The sequence below is a fragment of the Micavibrio aeruginosavorus genome (assembly GCF_051245535.1).
In the GTDB taxonomy this organism is placed as follows: Bacteria; Pseudomonadota; Alphaproteobacteria; order Micavibrionales; family Micavibrionaceae; genus Micavibrio; species Micavibrio aeruginosavorus_D.
On sequence record NZ_CP195303.1, the window covers coordinates 455016 to 469252 of the forward strand.

The 14237-nt window shown below is 55.9% G+C and carries 12 protein-coding genes and 1 tRNA gene; 2 read left to right on the forward strand and 11 right to left on the reverse strand.

The window, feature by feature from the left end; translation table 11 throughout:
• Positions 1-14: 14 nt before the first annotated feature.
• The 11 genes from ACSC94_RS02260 to ACSC94_RS02310 all read right to left on the reverse strand — a co-directional run bounded on the left by ACSC94_RS02260 (position 15) and on the right by ACSC94_RS02310 (position 11450).
• Positions 15-1349, reverse strand: coding sequence for a type II secretion system protein (locus tag ACSC94_RS02260; protein ID WP_435641450.1), 1335 nt, complete (start codon positions 1347-1349; stop codon positions 15-17).
• Between the two features lie 129 nt (positions 1350-1478).
• Complete coding sequence (locus ACSC94_RS02265) at positions 1479-2168, reverse strand: hypothetical protein (protein WP_435641451.1); 690 nt, start codon at positions 2166-2168, stop codon at positions 1479-1481.
• Between the two features lie 103 nt (positions 2169-2271).
• Positions 2272-4098 (reverse strand): DNA helicase RecQ, encoded by a 1827-nt coding sequence (recQ, locus tag ACSC94_RS02270; RefSeq protein WP_435641452.1) that lies wholly within the window; start codon positions 4096-4098, stop codon positions 2272-2274.
• Between the two features lie 80 nt (positions 4099-4178).
• A tRNA-Ser gene (locus ACSC94_RS02275) sits at positions 4179-4269 on the reverse strand.
• A gap of 205 nt (positions 4270-4474) precedes the next feature.
• A complete protein-coding gene (locus ACSC94_RS02280) occupies positions 4475-4678 on the reverse strand; it encodes a hypothetical protein (RefSeq protein ID WP_435641453.1) in 204 nt (67 codons plus the stop codon).
• Between the two features lie 207 nt (positions 4679-4885).
• Entirely contained in the window at positions 4886-5821 is a 936-nt protein-coding gene (locus ACSC94_RS02285) for a PLP-dependent cysteine synthase family protein (protein WP_435642139.1), read from the reverse strand.
• A gap of 7 nt (positions 5822-5828) precedes the next feature.
• Complete coding sequence (gene mutS / locus ACSC94_RS02290; protein ID WP_435641454.1) at positions 5829-8585, reverse strand: DNA mismatch repair protein MutS; 2757 nt, start codon at positions 8583-8585, stop codon at positions 5829-5831.
• A gap of 4 nt (positions 8586-8589) precedes the next feature.
• The gene (gene dut, locus ACSC94_RS02295; protein ID WP_435641455.1) at positions 8590-9087 is read right to left on the reverse strand and encodes a dUTP diphosphatase; all 498 of its coding nucleotides are present in this window, start codon (positions 9085-9087) and stop codon (positions 8590-8592) included.
• A 358-nt stretch (positions 9088-9445) separates the two neighbouring features.
• Positions 9446-9937, reverse strand: coding sequence for a colicin transporter (locus tag ACSC94_RS02300; RefSeq protein WP_435641456.1), 492 nt, complete (start codon positions 9935-9937; stop codon positions 9446-9448).
• A 187-nt stretch (positions 9938-10124) separates the two neighbouring features.
• Positions 10125-10904 (reverse strand): bifunctional demethylmenaquinone methyltransferase/2-methoxy-6-polyprenyl-1,4-benzoquinol methylase UbiE, encoded by a 780-nt coding sequence (gene ubiE, locus ACSC94_RS02305; protein ID WP_435641457.1) that lies wholly within the window; start codon positions 10902-10904, stop codon positions 10125-10127.
• A 6-nt stretch (positions 10905-10910) separates the two neighbouring features.
• Positions 10911-11450, reverse strand: a complete 540-nt coding sequence (locus ACSC94_RS02310; protein ID WP_435641458.1) for a hypothetical protein — start codon at positions 11448-11450, stop codon at positions 10911-10913.
• 157 nt (positions 11451-11607) lie between these two features.
• Here ACSC94_RS02310 and murJ point away from each other — a divergent pair, with 157 nt between their 5' ends.
• Together murJ and trpS are read left to right on the forward strand one after the other, a co-directional pair.
• Positions 11608-13203 (forward strand): murein biosynthesis integral membrane protein MurJ, encoded by a 1596-nt coding sequence (murJ, locus tag ACSC94_RS02315; RefSeq protein WP_435641459.1) that lies wholly within the window; start codon positions 11608-11610, stop codon positions 13201-13203.
• The gene (gene trpS / locus ACSC94_RS02320) at positions 13200-14207 is read left to right on the forward strand and encodes a tryptophan--tRNA ligase (RefSeq protein ID WP_435641460.1); all 1008 of its coding nucleotides are present in this window, start codon (positions 13200-13202) and stop codon (positions 14205-14207) included. Before murJ ends, trpS begins: the two co-directional genes overlap by 4 nt.
• The last annotated feature ends 30 nt before the right edge of the window (positions 14208-14237 follow it).

Genomic DNA, 14237 nt, shown 5'->3' on the forward strand with positions numbered 1-14237 from the left:
TTGTCCGCATTTCATTAATTTCCACAACCCGCAACAAGCGATGGTGAGTAGCAATAGGCCGGGGCCGTTGCAATGCCATCCTTGCTGACATCATCTTCAACGATAATGTCTTTCCCTGCATTGATGCTCAGTGTTGCATTGACTTCTGCTGGTTCCGATAATGTTGTGGCGCCTTCGGCTTTGATGTTGCCATCAACGGCGACACTTCCGGCAAAAACGCTGAGCTTTGCATCTGTGCTGGCGACCCATGCGCCCGGCGTTCCAATAACCATGGATTGATCATCATCCGCATCCAAAACGACGTTACGTTGCGTTCCCGTTCCGGAAGACCAGCGCCACGAATCTTTTTCACGTTGATAGCCATTGAGGGAAAATTCAATGCGATCGTCAAAATGGTTGGCGTCTGTACCGTTGCCCATACCCGCGAAAGGCATTGCACGAAAGGTTGCGTTGTTGTTGCAATTTTCAACGTCCAGAGCGCCTCCGCTACAGGCCGTGCCAATCGCACCGCTTTGATCCATATAGGCTCCCTTCATATCCGGGCCGTGGCTGACCAAAACGAAGTGAACAGGGGCGGACGTGGCGTCATTTCCGTTCCGGTTGATAACCCGGATATTCCCCGCTGGTTCCGTTGGGTTCAAGCGCGTTGCATCCCGTGTAACGGCATAGGTCAGCTTTGTCGTGTAAATATCCTTGGCAAAATTCTCGGTCACGCACTTGCGGCTGGTTTCCGTTGCGTTTTGCATGTTCATGGTGTTGGCGGTTCCATCGCTTGTATCTTGGTCAAAATCGCTGTAATCGGCGTATTTTCCAACCTGATCAAAGAAAATCTGTTGCACGCTGTTCAGTTTGTTTTGGAAGACCTGTTTCAAATTGTCGTCCATATCATCAACGTTCATTCGTTGCGTTGAATCAACGCACCCCATGGCGAGGTTGAGGGCGCGGACCGGGACGGCGCCGATCATGACAGTGCCGCCACCATAACCACTGGCGGCGACAATCCCACCAGAAGCATTGCAGTTGCCGGCGGCATCAATATTGGGTTCGCCATAATTGACATTGCCCGGGCGTAATGTGGGGTCCGCCGGACAGGGGTAAAAGCCGTAAATCCGTTGATATTCTGCGATGCCGAGCAGGACGGTGTCGAAAATGCCGTTCATGCGGGCGCTTTTGATCTGCCCATCCTGATTCATGAGATTGAAGATCGCGCCCATGATCAGGCTGGTGATCAGTGTGACGATCACCATTTCCAGCAATGTAAAGCCGCTTTCAGGGTGCGTTGAAACGCGCTCCCGGGTGCGGGGGCGGTCTAAAGACGGCAGAAAATGGAAAAAATTCTTTATTCTCATCACACTAAACCCTACGCAGACACCTGAATTTTAGCGGACGAGGGTTAATTTTATATAAAGGATTGCGGGCAGGCATAGGAAACGGGGCCGTTTGCGCGGCCCCGTTTGGTTATTCACATCATCGTGTGTCTATTTCTGAATATATGGGGCGGCTGTGGTTAAGACGCGGCGAACCTTGGACAAATCGAAATGGTCGTCGGTGCGAACCCCGGTTTCCATGTCGATCCATGTGGTGTGGCCGTTGGCAACTTTCTGAATCATATCAATATTGTTTTGGACGTTGTCCGGGTTCATGCCCCCGGCGTAACCACAGAAATGACCCGCCAAAGGCGCATCCCAGCTATCAGGGCTGATCCCGCGTCCGGCGGATTCATCAAACAAAACGGCGTGGTTCGGCACATCCGCCAAAAGGGGTAAGAGGCCAGCCTTGTCCTTAGTATATTGAATGATGAATTGGTGTTGTGGGTTTTCGCGCACACGGGCCACCAATTGGGCCGGGTCGTATTTTCCCTCAACATCGCCAAATTTCAAATTGAGCTGGATGCGCTTAAATCCAGACATCAGGTCTAGAATGTCCCGCTCACCATTGATGAACCCCAAAAATCCGCCATCGCATAAATGCATAGCCGTATTTTTTGCATGATTTTGTTTCGAGAAGCTGTGAATCCAATTGGTGGTTGGGAACCGCAATTGCCCTGCGCGTGCCGGCAACAACAAAATGGCCCATTCAACGAATGGAAATTCTGCGGCCAGTGTGTTCATATCCTGAACATCGACTTCGTCATCCGCGCCTGTAATAGAACAATATTGAAGCTTCATTAAATGGGGCCTTTCCGGCGATTGTATATTCAGGCGCTCAGCCTAGAGTGTTGAGGCAGTGTATGACAAGGGGGCTTGCGCCGTTGTCATAATTTATTGAGGGTTAGCTAGCCTGCCGGATCACATCCAGAAAAGCCGGGGCGTATTTATCCAACTTGGATTGCCCCACACCCGGAATCTGCGCCATGGAGTCCATGTAAATCGGGCGGCGCGTGGCCATGGCGATCAGGGTTTTATCGTGGAAGATGACATAGGGCGGCAAATTAGCCTCTCGCGCGATGGACAGGCGCAGGGCCTTCAACGATTCAAACAACGCCCGGTCCGCATCGTTTTCCAACTCCGCCAACGCACTTCCGGCCTCGCGGCTTTTGCTCTGGCGGTTTTCCTTCTCGCGCGGCAGGCGCAGTTGCAGTGTGGCCTTGTCTTTCAGGAACTGCATTCCATCCGTGGTCATTTTCAACCCGCCATGGCCCTCCAAATCGACGAAGATCAGATTGGCGGCCACCATCTGGCGGATAAAGCTTTCCCATGTGCGGCGATCAAGGTCGGTGCCGATGCCCCATGTGCTGAGCTGATCATGGCTGTGCTTGTCGGTCTGCGGCGTTGGCGTGGCGGTCAGCACGTCAATAATATGCTTGCCACCAAACATATTCCCCGTGCGGTGAACGCAGGACAAAATTTTCTGCGCCGGAATGGTGCCGTCAATGCTTTGCTGCGGCGACAGGCAGGAATCGCAATTGCCGCACGGCGTGCCTTCATCCCCAAAATATTGCAGCAGGATCTGGCGACGGCAATGCGCGGCTTCACAATAGCCGAGCAGGGCGGTCAATTTGTGATGTTCAACACGCTTTTGTTCGTCGGGTGCGTCGGAATTGGTAATCATCTGGCGGCGCAGGGCGACATCCTGCAACCCGTACAGCATCATAGCCGTGGCGGGCAGCCCATCGCGTCCGGCGCGGCCCGTTTCCTGATAATAGGCCTCAATATTCGCGGGCAAGTCCAGATGCGCCACAAACCGCACGTCGGGTTTGTTGATCCCCATGCCGAACGCGATGGTGGCGACAATAATAACGCCTTCTTCTTTCAAAAACCGATTTTGGTGGTTGGAACGTGTTCGCGCATCCAACCCGGCGTGATAGGGCAGGGCCGTGTATCCCTGATCCAGCAACCATTGCGCCGTTTCATCCACCTTGCGGCGGGACAGGCAATAAATAATGCCACTTTCCCCGCGTGGCCGATTTTGCAGGAAGGCCAGCAATTGTTTTTTGGGCGTATCTTTCACCGCCACATCATACCGGATGTTCGGGCGGTCAAACCCGGCCACAAAAATTTCATCCAGTTTCAGTTGCGCCATAATATCGCGGCGCGTCGGCGCATCCGCTGTAGCGGTCACGGCAATGCACGGCACATGCGGGTATCGGTCGCGCAAGGCGGACAACATGCGATATTCGGGCCGGAAATCATGCCCCCACTGCGACACGCAATGCGCCTCATCAATCGCGATCAGGGCAATGTCGATATGGTCCAGAATGTTCAGGATCGCATCCGTCACCAACCGTTCCGGCGCGATGTAAACCAGATCCAGTTGCCCATTCTGCATGGCGGACAACGCCTCCTGCATCTCCTGCCAGCTCAACGACGAATTCAACGCCGCCGCCCGAATACCCAATTCGCGCAACGCGCTCACCTGATCCTGCATCAACGCGATCAATGGCGATACCACAATGCCCACACCGGGGCGGCACAGGGCCGGGATCTGATAACACAGTGATTTCCCCGCACCCGTCGGCATCAAGGTGCAACAACTCCCCCCCGCCATCACATGCTCAATCACCGCCTGCTGATGCCCGCGGAATGAATCATAACCAAACACGGTTTTGAGGACTGTGTCGGGAGAGGGGCAATGTGACTGATGCGCAGGATTTGACATGGCTCTTTTGTAGCACGATGGGCGCGCTAAGTGACAGGCGCGCACCAGATTCCTGAGCAGAAAAAGGGGGATTGTTTCAATGGCGGAGAGGGGGGGATTCGAACCCCCGATAGGTTATGCACCTATAACGGTTTTCGAGACCGCCGCATTCAACCACTCTGCCACCTCTCCGTGTCTTAAGATGTGTGGTTTTTACGGACGGGGATTTATAGGCGATTGGGGCGGGTTTGGCAACAGGGGATCGGGGGGCAAAGGGGCTTTAAAAGCAAGGTGTTAGAGCGCGGTGGACCACGTGCGGGTGGGGCGGGGGCTTAGAAAAAGGCCCCGGTGTGCGTCCGGGGCCTTGTTTCGGGAATGATATGTCTTGATTTTGCCCTTAGCGGGTCGGTTCTTTGCAAACCGTATTGGACGACATTTCATTCGCTTTTGGATATTTCTTTTCACAAGTCTTGTTGGCTGTGTCATGGGCCGTTTCATAGTAATTGGTCCATGTGTTCTGTGGACGGGCACTGCCGCACGCGGCAAGGCCGAAGGCACACAGAACGGTCATACACAGAATAGCGCTCGTACGAACTGACATAACAGGAGCTCCTTTGTCTGAAGTGGTATGAGTACTCTTAGGTACTGAAGAAACACGTATCTTTAGTATAAGCAGAGTCCACCCCTGGAATGGTTAACGCACGGGAGGTCCTAGGGTTTCTGCGGTTTTTACAAATGAAAATGGGTGCGCCTGTGTTCAGGAAGCGCACCCAAATCGCTATTCAGGATTTTTCTAAAATTGTAGGGGTTAGGCCCCGGTGTCTTGATACATCAGGGACAGATATTTTTCCCCGCGATCACACAGGAATGTCAGGACGGTTTTTATGGATGGGTCACGGCGTTTGATTTCACGTGCGGCCCAATAATTGGCACCGCTGCTGGGGCCGACGAACTGGCCCATTTCACGGGCCATTTTGTGGGCTTCGTCAATTGCGATGTGGCTGTCGACGTTGATCACATCGGTGATTTCGTGACGATGGCGATCATAAATGGTGGGAACAAATCCATCGGAAATGCCCTCAATCTTGTGATCACCAACGATGCAGCAGCCGAGTGTCTGGCTCTCCGTCGGTTCCATCGCGAACACTTTGATGTCCGGGTTGTGCCATTGGCGCAAAGCCTGTGCCACGCCGATCAACGTGCCGCCCGTTCCCACGCCCTGAACGACGGCATCAATTTTGACGCCCGCCGGAATTTGCGCGATCACTTCGCGGCCCAGCCATTCGCGGTTTTCTTCGACGTTCCATTCATTGTCGAATTGCGCCGGGCAATAGAAACCCGGCTGCTTGCCGATACGAATGGCTTCATCCCGCGCTTCGTTTACCTGAAAATGGCCGACCAGTTTGATGTCTGCGCCGAAACCGCGCGAAATCTGCACGCGTTCGTTGCTGTATCCGTCGGGCATGACGACAATCATTTTGTAGCCCTTGGCGGCCGCAATCATGGATAATGCGTTTCCGGTGTTGCCGCTGGTGGCTTCCACAATCGTGTCGCCGGGTTTCAGCAATCCTTCGGCCTCAGCCTTTTCAATCATGAACTTGGCCATGCGGGCTTTGATCGAACCGGACGGATTGAAATATTCGGCCTTGGCATAAATGCCATCGCCCAGATCCAGCAACGGCGTATTGCCGACGCAATCCAAAACGGATTTCGCCGGACACGGAATGGTGAAATGGTCGGACATGGTTGGGTTACTTTTCGCTTGTGCCTGTTGCATCATCAATCTCCGCCTTCAAACTGTACAGAAGGTCCAAAGCCTCCCGCGGGGTCAGGACGTCAGGATTGATGGCTTTCAGTCGTTCTTCAAGCACTGAATGTGCTGCGTTTGCGAAAGGCTGGGCCTTTTGCGGCAGGGCGGCACTGAACAACGGCAATTCGTCGGCCAGTTTGTGCAGATTGCCGGATTGTTCGCCGCTTTCCAGCTTGTCCAACACCGCTTGCGCCCGGGCAATCACCGCCGGGGGCAGGCCCGCCAGACGGGCCACATGGATACCGTATGACCGGTCCGCCGCACCCGCGCCAACGGAATGCAGGAAGATAATGTCACTCTTCCATTCCTTGACCTGCATCGAATGACAGGACAGGGACGGCAAGCGTGATTGCAAGGATGTGAGTTCGTGATAGTGCGTGGCGAACAAAGAGCGGCACTGGCTGACCTCATGCAAATGCTCAACGCACGCCCAGGCGATGGACAAGCCGTCAAACGTCGCCGTACCGCGCCCGATTTCATCGAGGATGACCAGCGATTTGTTCGTCGCCTGATTCAAAATGGCGGCGGTTTCAACCATTTCCACCATGAAGGTGGAGCGGCCACGCGCCAGATCATCTGACGCGCCCACACGGCTGAATAACCGATCAACCAAACCGATATGCGCGGATTTCGCCGGAACGAACGATCCCATCTGCGCCATAATGGTGATCAGCGCGTTTTGACGCAGGAATGTCGATTTACCCGCCATGTTCGGACCGGTCAGCAGCCACAGGCGTTGCGCATCCGACAAATCGCAATCATTGGGCACGAAATCCCCGCCACCATCACGGCGCAGGACGGATTCCACAACCGGGTGCCGCCCGCCGGAGATAACGAAGGCGGTGGTGCCATCAATCATCGGGCGGGTGTAATTTTGTTCCAGCGCCAAATGCGCCAGCGCCGTCGTCACATCAATGGCGGCCAGTGCGCGGGCCATGGTGCCAATGGTCTGCGACGTGGCGGCCACGTCATCCACCATCTGGCGGAACAATTCCAGTTCGATGCCGAGGGCTTTGTCGGCGGCGGAGGAAATGTCCCGTTCCAGTTCGGCCAGTTCCGGCGTGGTAAACCGCACGGCATTTGCCATGGTCTGGCGGTGGATATACGGGTTGGCTTCGCTGTTCTGCTCCCCCTTGTGGATCAGCATGGGGTCGGCGCGTTTCGCGGGCACTTCGATAAAATAGCCCAGCACGTTGTTATAGGTGATTTTCAGCGCATCAATGCCTGTATGCGCCTGATATTTCGCCTGCAACTGCGCCATGACCTTCTTGGCGTCATCGCGCATGGTGCGCAGATGGTCCAGCTTGTCGCTGTATCCCGCGCGGATAAATCCGCCATCTCGCTCCAACGCGGGCAGGTCATCTTTCAACGCCGCGCTCAAACGGTCGAGCAAGGCTTGCGTCGCCGGGGCCGATTGCAAATCCGCCGTGATGGGGGACAGGGGCGCAATATTGGCGGCCAGCAAAACGCCGCGCATATCTTCGCCCGCGCGCAACCCGTCGCGGATCATGCCCAGATCGCGCGGCCCGCCACGCCCGACGGTCAGGCGGGACAGTGCCCGTTCCATATCCGGCGTTGATTTCAACCGGGCGCGGATATCGTTGCGCAAATGTGTTGCGGAAACCAGCGCATCCACCTGATCCAGACGTTGGGCAACGCCCGCCACATCGCGTAACGGTGCGGACAGGCGCGCCTGTAGTGCACGCGCGCCGGGCCCGGTGATGGTGCGGTCGATAGTGGCCAGCAATGATCCCTTGCGGTCGCCGTTCATCGTGCGGGTGATTTCCAGCGAACGGCGCGTGGCGGCATCAATTTCCATCACCGCGCCGGACGCCAATTGCCGGGGCGGGTTCAAATGGGGGATTTTGCCCTTCTGCGTGCGGTCGATGTAATCAATCAATGCACCCGCCGCGGCAATTTCCGCGCGGGAAAAGGCGCCAAAGGATTCCAGCGTGCCGACGCCAAACATGGATTCCATGCGGCGCTGCGCGTTCTGGCTGTCGAACAGGCTGGCGGATTGGATGGTCAGGGCCGGGCGCACCCCGGCGAAGGTTTCGAACAATGCTTCTTTCTGGGTCAGCTTGTCGCTGGTCAGGATTTCGCTGGCCCCCACGCGTTCAAACGCGGCGGCGATGTCGGCTTCGGCCACGGGCTGGACCCAGAAATCCCCGGTGGAAATTTCCAGCCACGCAAACCCGTATTGTCCGCCAGCCTCGGCCAGTGCGGACAGGTAATTGCTTTCCCGGGAATCCAGCAAATGGTCCTCGGTAATGGTTCCTTGTGTGACCACGCGGATGACGTCGCGGTTGACCAGCGCCTTGGACCCGGCGCGGCGCTTGGCTTCTTCCGGAGTTTCGGTCTGCTCACAAATCGCAACCTTGTACCCGGCGCGGATCAGGCGGGCCATGTAGGCTTCGTATGAATGGTACGGCACCCCGCACATGGGGATTTCCGCGCCATTGGTTTTGCCGCGCTTGGTCAGGGTGATGTCCAGCGTTTCCGATGCCTTGATCGCATCGTCAAAGAACATTTCGTAAAAATCGCCCATCCGGTAAAACAGCAGACAATCCGGGTATTGCGCCTTTAGCCCCAGATACTGGGTCATCATTGGTGTGTGGCCTTCGGCCACGGGCGTGTGCCCTTCGGCCGAGAAGGTGTCGGTCGTTTGATCGTCTGTCTTTTGGGCGGCGTTTTGCATGGGTCTATTTCGTTCCAGTTGATCCGAACCCGCCCGCGCCGCGGGTGGTTTCGTCCAGGCTGGCCACTTCCGCCCATGTCACGGTGGCGTGACGGGCGATGACCATCTGGGCGATGCGCATGCCGCGTTCGATCACGAACGGGGTCTGGCTATGGTTAATCAGGATGGCTTTAATCTCGCCGCGATAGTCGGCATCAATGGTGCCCGGGCTGTTCAAAACGGTGACGCCGTTTTTGGCGGCCAGTCCGGAGCGGGGGCGCACCTGCGCCTCGAACCCGGCGGGCAGGGCGATGGCCAGTCCGGTGGCAACCATGGCGGTCTGGCCCGGGGCCAGAGTCAGCGGCGCATCAATCGCGGCACACAGATCCATGCCCGCGGATTGTTCGGTGGCGTAAGACGGCAAAGGCAGGTCCGCCGCATGGGGCAGGCGGGTGATGGATACGCCGACGCGATCCAGTTGGTTGCCAATGGTGTCTGCGCGCAATTCTGCCTGTGCGGTCATGGTCTTAAATCCTGATCTTCATCATGTGGGTTGATGTGGATTTTATAGCAGAAAAGGGCAAAAAACCCGACCCGCGCGACAGGGTTTTGCCGGAGTCATGCACAGCTTTTCCCTCCCCCTGTCATCCCCGCGAAAGCGGGGATCCAGAGCCATTGAGGGGGAGCCTATCCCGGTCTTCTGGATTCCCGCTTTCGCGGGAATGACAACAAAGGGTGGGTGGGTTGAATATTCATTCTGTATCAATGTCTTGCGCGACTGCGCTGTGGTGGCGGCTAAAACAATAAACCCCGCCATTTCTGACGGGGTTTATTTGAATTCGAGCTTCAACAATCAATCACATCATATTGATGCAAAAGGATTAGTGAGCGTGACCTTCCGTCACTGCTTCTTTCGCGGCATCCGTTGCTTCTTCTTTTACAGCTTCGGTGGCTTCGGTTGCAGCTTTGTCGGCTTCAGCAGCAGCTTTCGCAGCTTCGTCAGCGGCGGCTTCAGCTTTGTCAGCAGCGTCCGTCGCAACGTCGGCAGCTTCTTCGGTTTTCGCAGCAGCGTCGGTGGCTACAGCGGCAGCCCCTTCGGTCTGAGCAGCGGCTTCGGTTGCAACGTCAGCAGCAACAGCGGCATCAGCAGCCGTGGACGCAGCAGCGTCCGCAGCGGTTTCAGCAACAGCAGCTTCAGCAGCAGCCTCAACAGCGTGGTCAACAGCAGCCGCAGCGGCGTCTTCACCAGCAGCCGGTTCGATCGCAACAACGCCGGAAGCGTCGCCCATGTAGTTGTTGTAAACGAATTGAATGCCGAACAGGCCAGCAACCAGAACAACAACAGCAGGCAGAATGTTTTTAATGATTTTCATTGGGTGACTCCTCACAAGGAACGTTTTGTTGTGTTTTAAATTTCAGGACAGGGCGCTACCGCCATATCCATAATTTCGGTAACCCGCAGAAAATACTGCAAATTGAGTGGAAAATGCAATATTTATGAACGGGTTATCCCCGGATCCGACGCGGCAAAATGCAAAAATGGCGGAAGACCGCCGTTTTTTAGTATTTCCAGCCCTCATGAATGGCGGCAATGCCAAAGCTGAGGTTGGTATGGCGGGCGCGGTCAAACCCGGCGGCGCGCATCCGGGCCTCTAACTCCCGTTGCGGCGGGAATTTGCGGATGGATTCGACCAGATATTGGTAACTGTCCCGGTCCTTGGCCACGATTTCCCCGATTTTGGGAATGACGCTGTAGGAATAAGCGTCATACATCCGGCGCAACATCGGCTCGGTCACGCGGCTGAATTCCATGCAGTAAAACCGCCCACCGGGTTTCAAAACGCGGTACGCATCGGCCAGAGCGCGGTCAATATGCGTCACGTTGCGCAGGCCAAAGGCGATCGTATAGACATCGACGCTTTCATCGGGCAAGGGCAGGCATTCGGCGTTGCCCGTGACCCAATCAAAATCATCCATCCATCCGCGATTGATGGCGCGGTCGCGACCGACGCGCAGCATTTCCGGGTTAATATCGCAAACGGTGATGGCGGTATCCGGTCCGGCCTTGGCGCGAATGCGGAACGCGATATCGCCCGTGCCGCCCGCAACATCCAGAAACACCTGATCGGACCGGGGGCGGATCATGCGGACCAGACGGTCTTTCCACAAACGGTGAACGCCCGCCGACATAAAATCATTCATCACGTCGTAACTGTCCGCCACCGATGCAAAAACATCATGGACCAGCCCGGTTTTTTCCTCCGGGCTGACATGGCGTTCGCCGAACCATTCGCGTTCCGGGTTTTTCTCGTTCTGCGGTTTTGGTTTGGCTTTGGTCATTCCGGGTTACTTTACAATTTTCAGATGGTTGGGCCGTGCGACTTTGACCTCGTCCGGCATATACTGGAACAAGTTGTGCCAGTGCGTGCCAGCTTTTTCCAGCAATTTGATAAAATCCGTTGCCGTTGGGCCGGTGTAGCAAGAGTGCGGGTTGGCCCAGTCTTCGCGGTTGAAGTTAAAGTCAAAGCAGAGTTCAGACGTTTTATACGATTCAAAAAACCGCATACGAAGCATATGCACGGCAAAATGCAGTCTGGTTTTCGGCTCATACGTAATGCCATCCACCCGGAATGTGATGGGGGACGGCAGGACGGATTGGTCCGTGAGTTGCATTTCCTTGCGCTGGAACATCGGCTCACGCGTGTTCAGCAGATAGCGCATATAAGATGCGGCTTGCTCCGGCGTGCGGGGCGAAATTTTAATTTCAGCATGTGTTTCCGTGTCGATGGTCAGGGACGCGGTGCTGGTGTTCAGGGTGCGGTTCTGTGCCACGTGTTGGAACAGCGCGCGCAAATGGTTGTCCGGTGTCGTAAAGCCATCAATCATGGCGGTTGTTTCCTGCTCAAGTTCTTATAATTTATGCAAAATCTCTAACCTCCGGCTTTCCCAAAGGCAAGGGGTATATCTATATAACGGTGTGCAGGCGCGTAAAGCCTTTGTTTTTCCCTTTCTTTTCCTTAAAACCCGCGCCATTCTGCGGCCCATGAAACTGATTAAGGCCATGGCGACGGTTGGGGGGCTGACGGGATTATCCCGTCTGGTCGGGTTTGTACGCGACCTGATGACGGCGTTCTTCCTCGGGGCCGGGCCGCTGGCTGATGCGTTTTTTGTGGCCCTGAAACTGCCAAACTTCTTCCGCCATGTGACGGCGGAGGGGGCATTCAGTGTCTCTTTCGTCCCGCTTTATTCCGAGGCGCTGGAAAAAGATGGCGAAGACGCCGCCAACCGTTTCGCGGGTCAGGCCTTTTCCTTCATGCTGGCGGCGCTGTCGGTTTTCACTGTTTTGATCATGGCGGCGATGCCGTGGGTCATTTATCTGATCGCCCCCGGGTTCACGGCTGGGTCGGAACAATATGATCTGGCGGTTGAACTCTCCCGCATTACGTTCCCGTATCTGTTGCTGATGTCTTTGGCGGCTTTGGTTGGCGGTATGCTGAACGCGCACCATAAATTCGGTCCGTTTGCCGCCGCATCCATCTTCTTCAATTTGTGCCAGATCGTGGCGATGCTGCTGGCCGATCGGTTTTTCCAGACCGTTGGTCATGCCTTGTCATGGGGTGTTTGCATATCGGGTGTCGTTCAACTGGTGTGGATGTGGTATTTCCTGCGCCGGAATAAGATCCGCCTGCATATCCAGCGCCCGCGCATGACGCCAGAATTGAAACAGCTTTTCCGTCTGATGGGCCCGGGGGTTCTGGGGGCGGGGATTGTGCATATCAATCTGTTCGCGGACATTATCATCGCGTCGTTTCTGGCCACGGGGGCGATTTCGGCATTGTATTATGCCGATCGATTGTTCCAGTTGCCGCTGGGCATTGTCGGGATTGCCGTGGGCACGGCGTTGTTGCCGATGTTGACCCGGGCGCTGACCGCGAACAATACGACCGAAGCCAAAGACTTGTTCAATCGGTCTTTGGAATATTGCCTGTTCTTTACCTTGCCGGCGGCGGTGGCGTTGATCGTTATTACGGATGACATTATCCGCGTCCTGTTCGAACGCGGAGCGTTCGGGCCGGAGGACACCGCCCGGACCGCCCCGGCGCTGGCGTGCCTGTCCATCGGGTTGCCGGCTTATGTCGTTGTGAAAATCCTGTCCTCGGCCTATTGGTCACGCAAGGACACCAAAACCCCGGTGAAAATCGCCGCGTCGATGGCGATTGTGAATATTGTGGTCGCCCTGATCCTGACCCAGTTTCTGGATGTGGCGGGCATTGCGCTGGCCACGGGGCTGGCCGGGTGGGTGCAATGTTATTTCCTGTGGCGGATGCAGCGGGATAATGTGGCCACGCAATTTGATGATCGTCTGAAACGAGCCGTGCCGCGTATTGCGCTGGCCGCCGGGTTGATGGGCGTTGCGCTGGCGGGCATGGCCTATGGCCTGAAGCCATGGCTGCATGACGGCACGATCCATCAGATCTGGGCGCTGGGGGTTCTGGTGTGCGGGGGCGGGATTGTGTATTTTGTGGCCGCGCATTTTACCGGCGTATTCCGCCTTTCCGACATGATGAAATATTTCCGTCGCCGTAACGGGAAGAAGAAGCAAATAGACGAAATGGCAATTGAGGACACGGACCAATGACGAACAAGCGTATCTTTTCCGGCATGCAGCCGACCAACCGTTTGCACCTTGGAAACTATCTCGGGGCGTTGCGCAATTGGGTGAAGTTGCAGGATGACGGATACGAAAATATTTTCTGTGTCGTCGATCTGCACGCCATTACCATGCCGTATGAGGTCGATCGTCTGGCCCCGGCCACGCGGGAAATTGCCGCGGCCTATATCGCCGCCGGGATTGATCCGGATAAATGCATTATCTATCCGCAATCGGCCGTGGCGGCGCATTCGCAATTGATGTGGTTGCTGTCCACCATGACCCAGATGGGCAAGCTGGAACGCATGACCCAGTTCAAGGATAAGGCGGGCAAGAATGCCGAACGCGCGGGTCTGGGCCTGTTCGCCTATCCGGTTTTGATGGCCGCGGATATTCTGGCGTACAAAGCGACCCACGTTCCGGTGGGTGAGGATCAGAAGCAGCATTTGGAACTGGCGCGCGATGTGGCGGCGACATTCAACACACGCTACGGCGTTGAATTTTTCCCGCAACCTGAACCGATGATCTTGGGCGAAGCCACGCGCATCATGTCGTTCCGTGATGGGACGAAGAAGATGAGCAAGTCGGATGAATCCGATTATTCGCGCATCAACCTGACCGATGATGCCGATGCGATTGCGACGAAAGTGAAGAAGGCGAAGACCGACCCAGAACCGTTGCCGGAAACGGTCGATGGCTTAAAGGGGCGGGCCGAAGCCGATAACCTTGTCACTATATATGCCGCGCTGGCCGATACGACCAAGGCGGCGGTGTTGGCCGAATTTGGCGGGAAACAATTCTCGGCGTTCAAGCCGGCTCTGTCCGATCTGGCCGTGGCCAAGCTGACCCCCATCACCAGCCGGATGAACGATTTGCTGGCCCATCCGGACGAAATTGACCGGATTTTGAAACGCGGTGCGGATAAAGCGAACACAATCGCAACCCCGATTTTAAAAGAAACCGCAGAAATCATGGGGTTCTGGCGTGCATAAAACGGGCGGGCGCAAAAAGCTTGCTCTGTT

What these genes read in the sequence shown, in the direction of transcription:
- ACSC94_RS02280 (WP_435641453.1), bottom strand. Translation starts at nt 4,678, where the DNA reads ATGTCAGTTCGTACGAGCGCTATTCTGTGTATGACCGTTCTGTGTGCC.
- murJ (WP_435641459.1), top strand. Translation starts at nt 11,608, where the DNA reads ATGAAACTGATTAAGGCCATGGCGACGGTTGGGGGGCTGACGGGATTA.
- ACSC94_RS02300 (WP_435641456.1), bottom strand. Translation starts at nt 9,937, where the DNA reads ATGAAAATCATTAAAAACATTCTGCCTGCTGTTGTTGTTCTGGTTGCT.
- trpS (WP_435641460.1), top strand. Translation starts at nt 13,200, where the DNA reads ATGACGAACAAGCGTATCTTTTCCGGCATGCAGCCGACCAACCGTTTG.
- ACSC94_RS02265 (WP_435641451.1), bottom strand. Translation starts at nt 2,168, where the DNA reads ATGAAGCTTCAATATTGTTCTATTACAGGCGCGGATGACGAAGTCGAT.
- mutS (WP_435641454.1), bottom strand. Translation starts at nt 8,585, where the DNA reads ATGCAAAACGCCGCCCAAAAGACAGACGATCAAACGACCGACACCTTC.
- ACSC94_RS02285 (WP_435642139.1), bottom strand. Translation starts at nt 5,821, where the DNA reads ATGTCCGACCATTTCACCATTCCGTGTCCGGCGAAATCCGTTTTGGAT.
- dut (WP_435641455.1), bottom strand. Translation starts at nt 9,087, where the DNA reads ATGACCGCACAGGCAGAATTGCGCGCAGACACCATTGGCAACCAACTG.
- ubiE (WP_435641457.1), bottom strand. Translation starts at nt 10,904, where the DNA reads ATGACCAAAGCCAAACCAAAACCGCAGAACGAGAAAAACCCGGAACGC.
- recQ (WP_435641452.1), bottom strand. Translation starts at nt 4,098, where the DNA reads ATGTCAAATCCTGCGCATCAGTCACATTGCCCCTCTCCCGACACAGTC.
- ACSC94_RS02310 (WP_435641458.1), bottom strand. Translation starts at nt 11,450, where the DNA reads ATGATTGATGGCTTTACGACACCGGACAACCATTTGCGCGCGCTGTTC.
- ACSC94_RS02260 (WP_435641450.1), bottom strand. Translation starts at nt 1,349, where the DNA reads ATGAGAATAAAGAATTTTTTCCATTTTCTGCCGTCTTTAGACCGCCCC.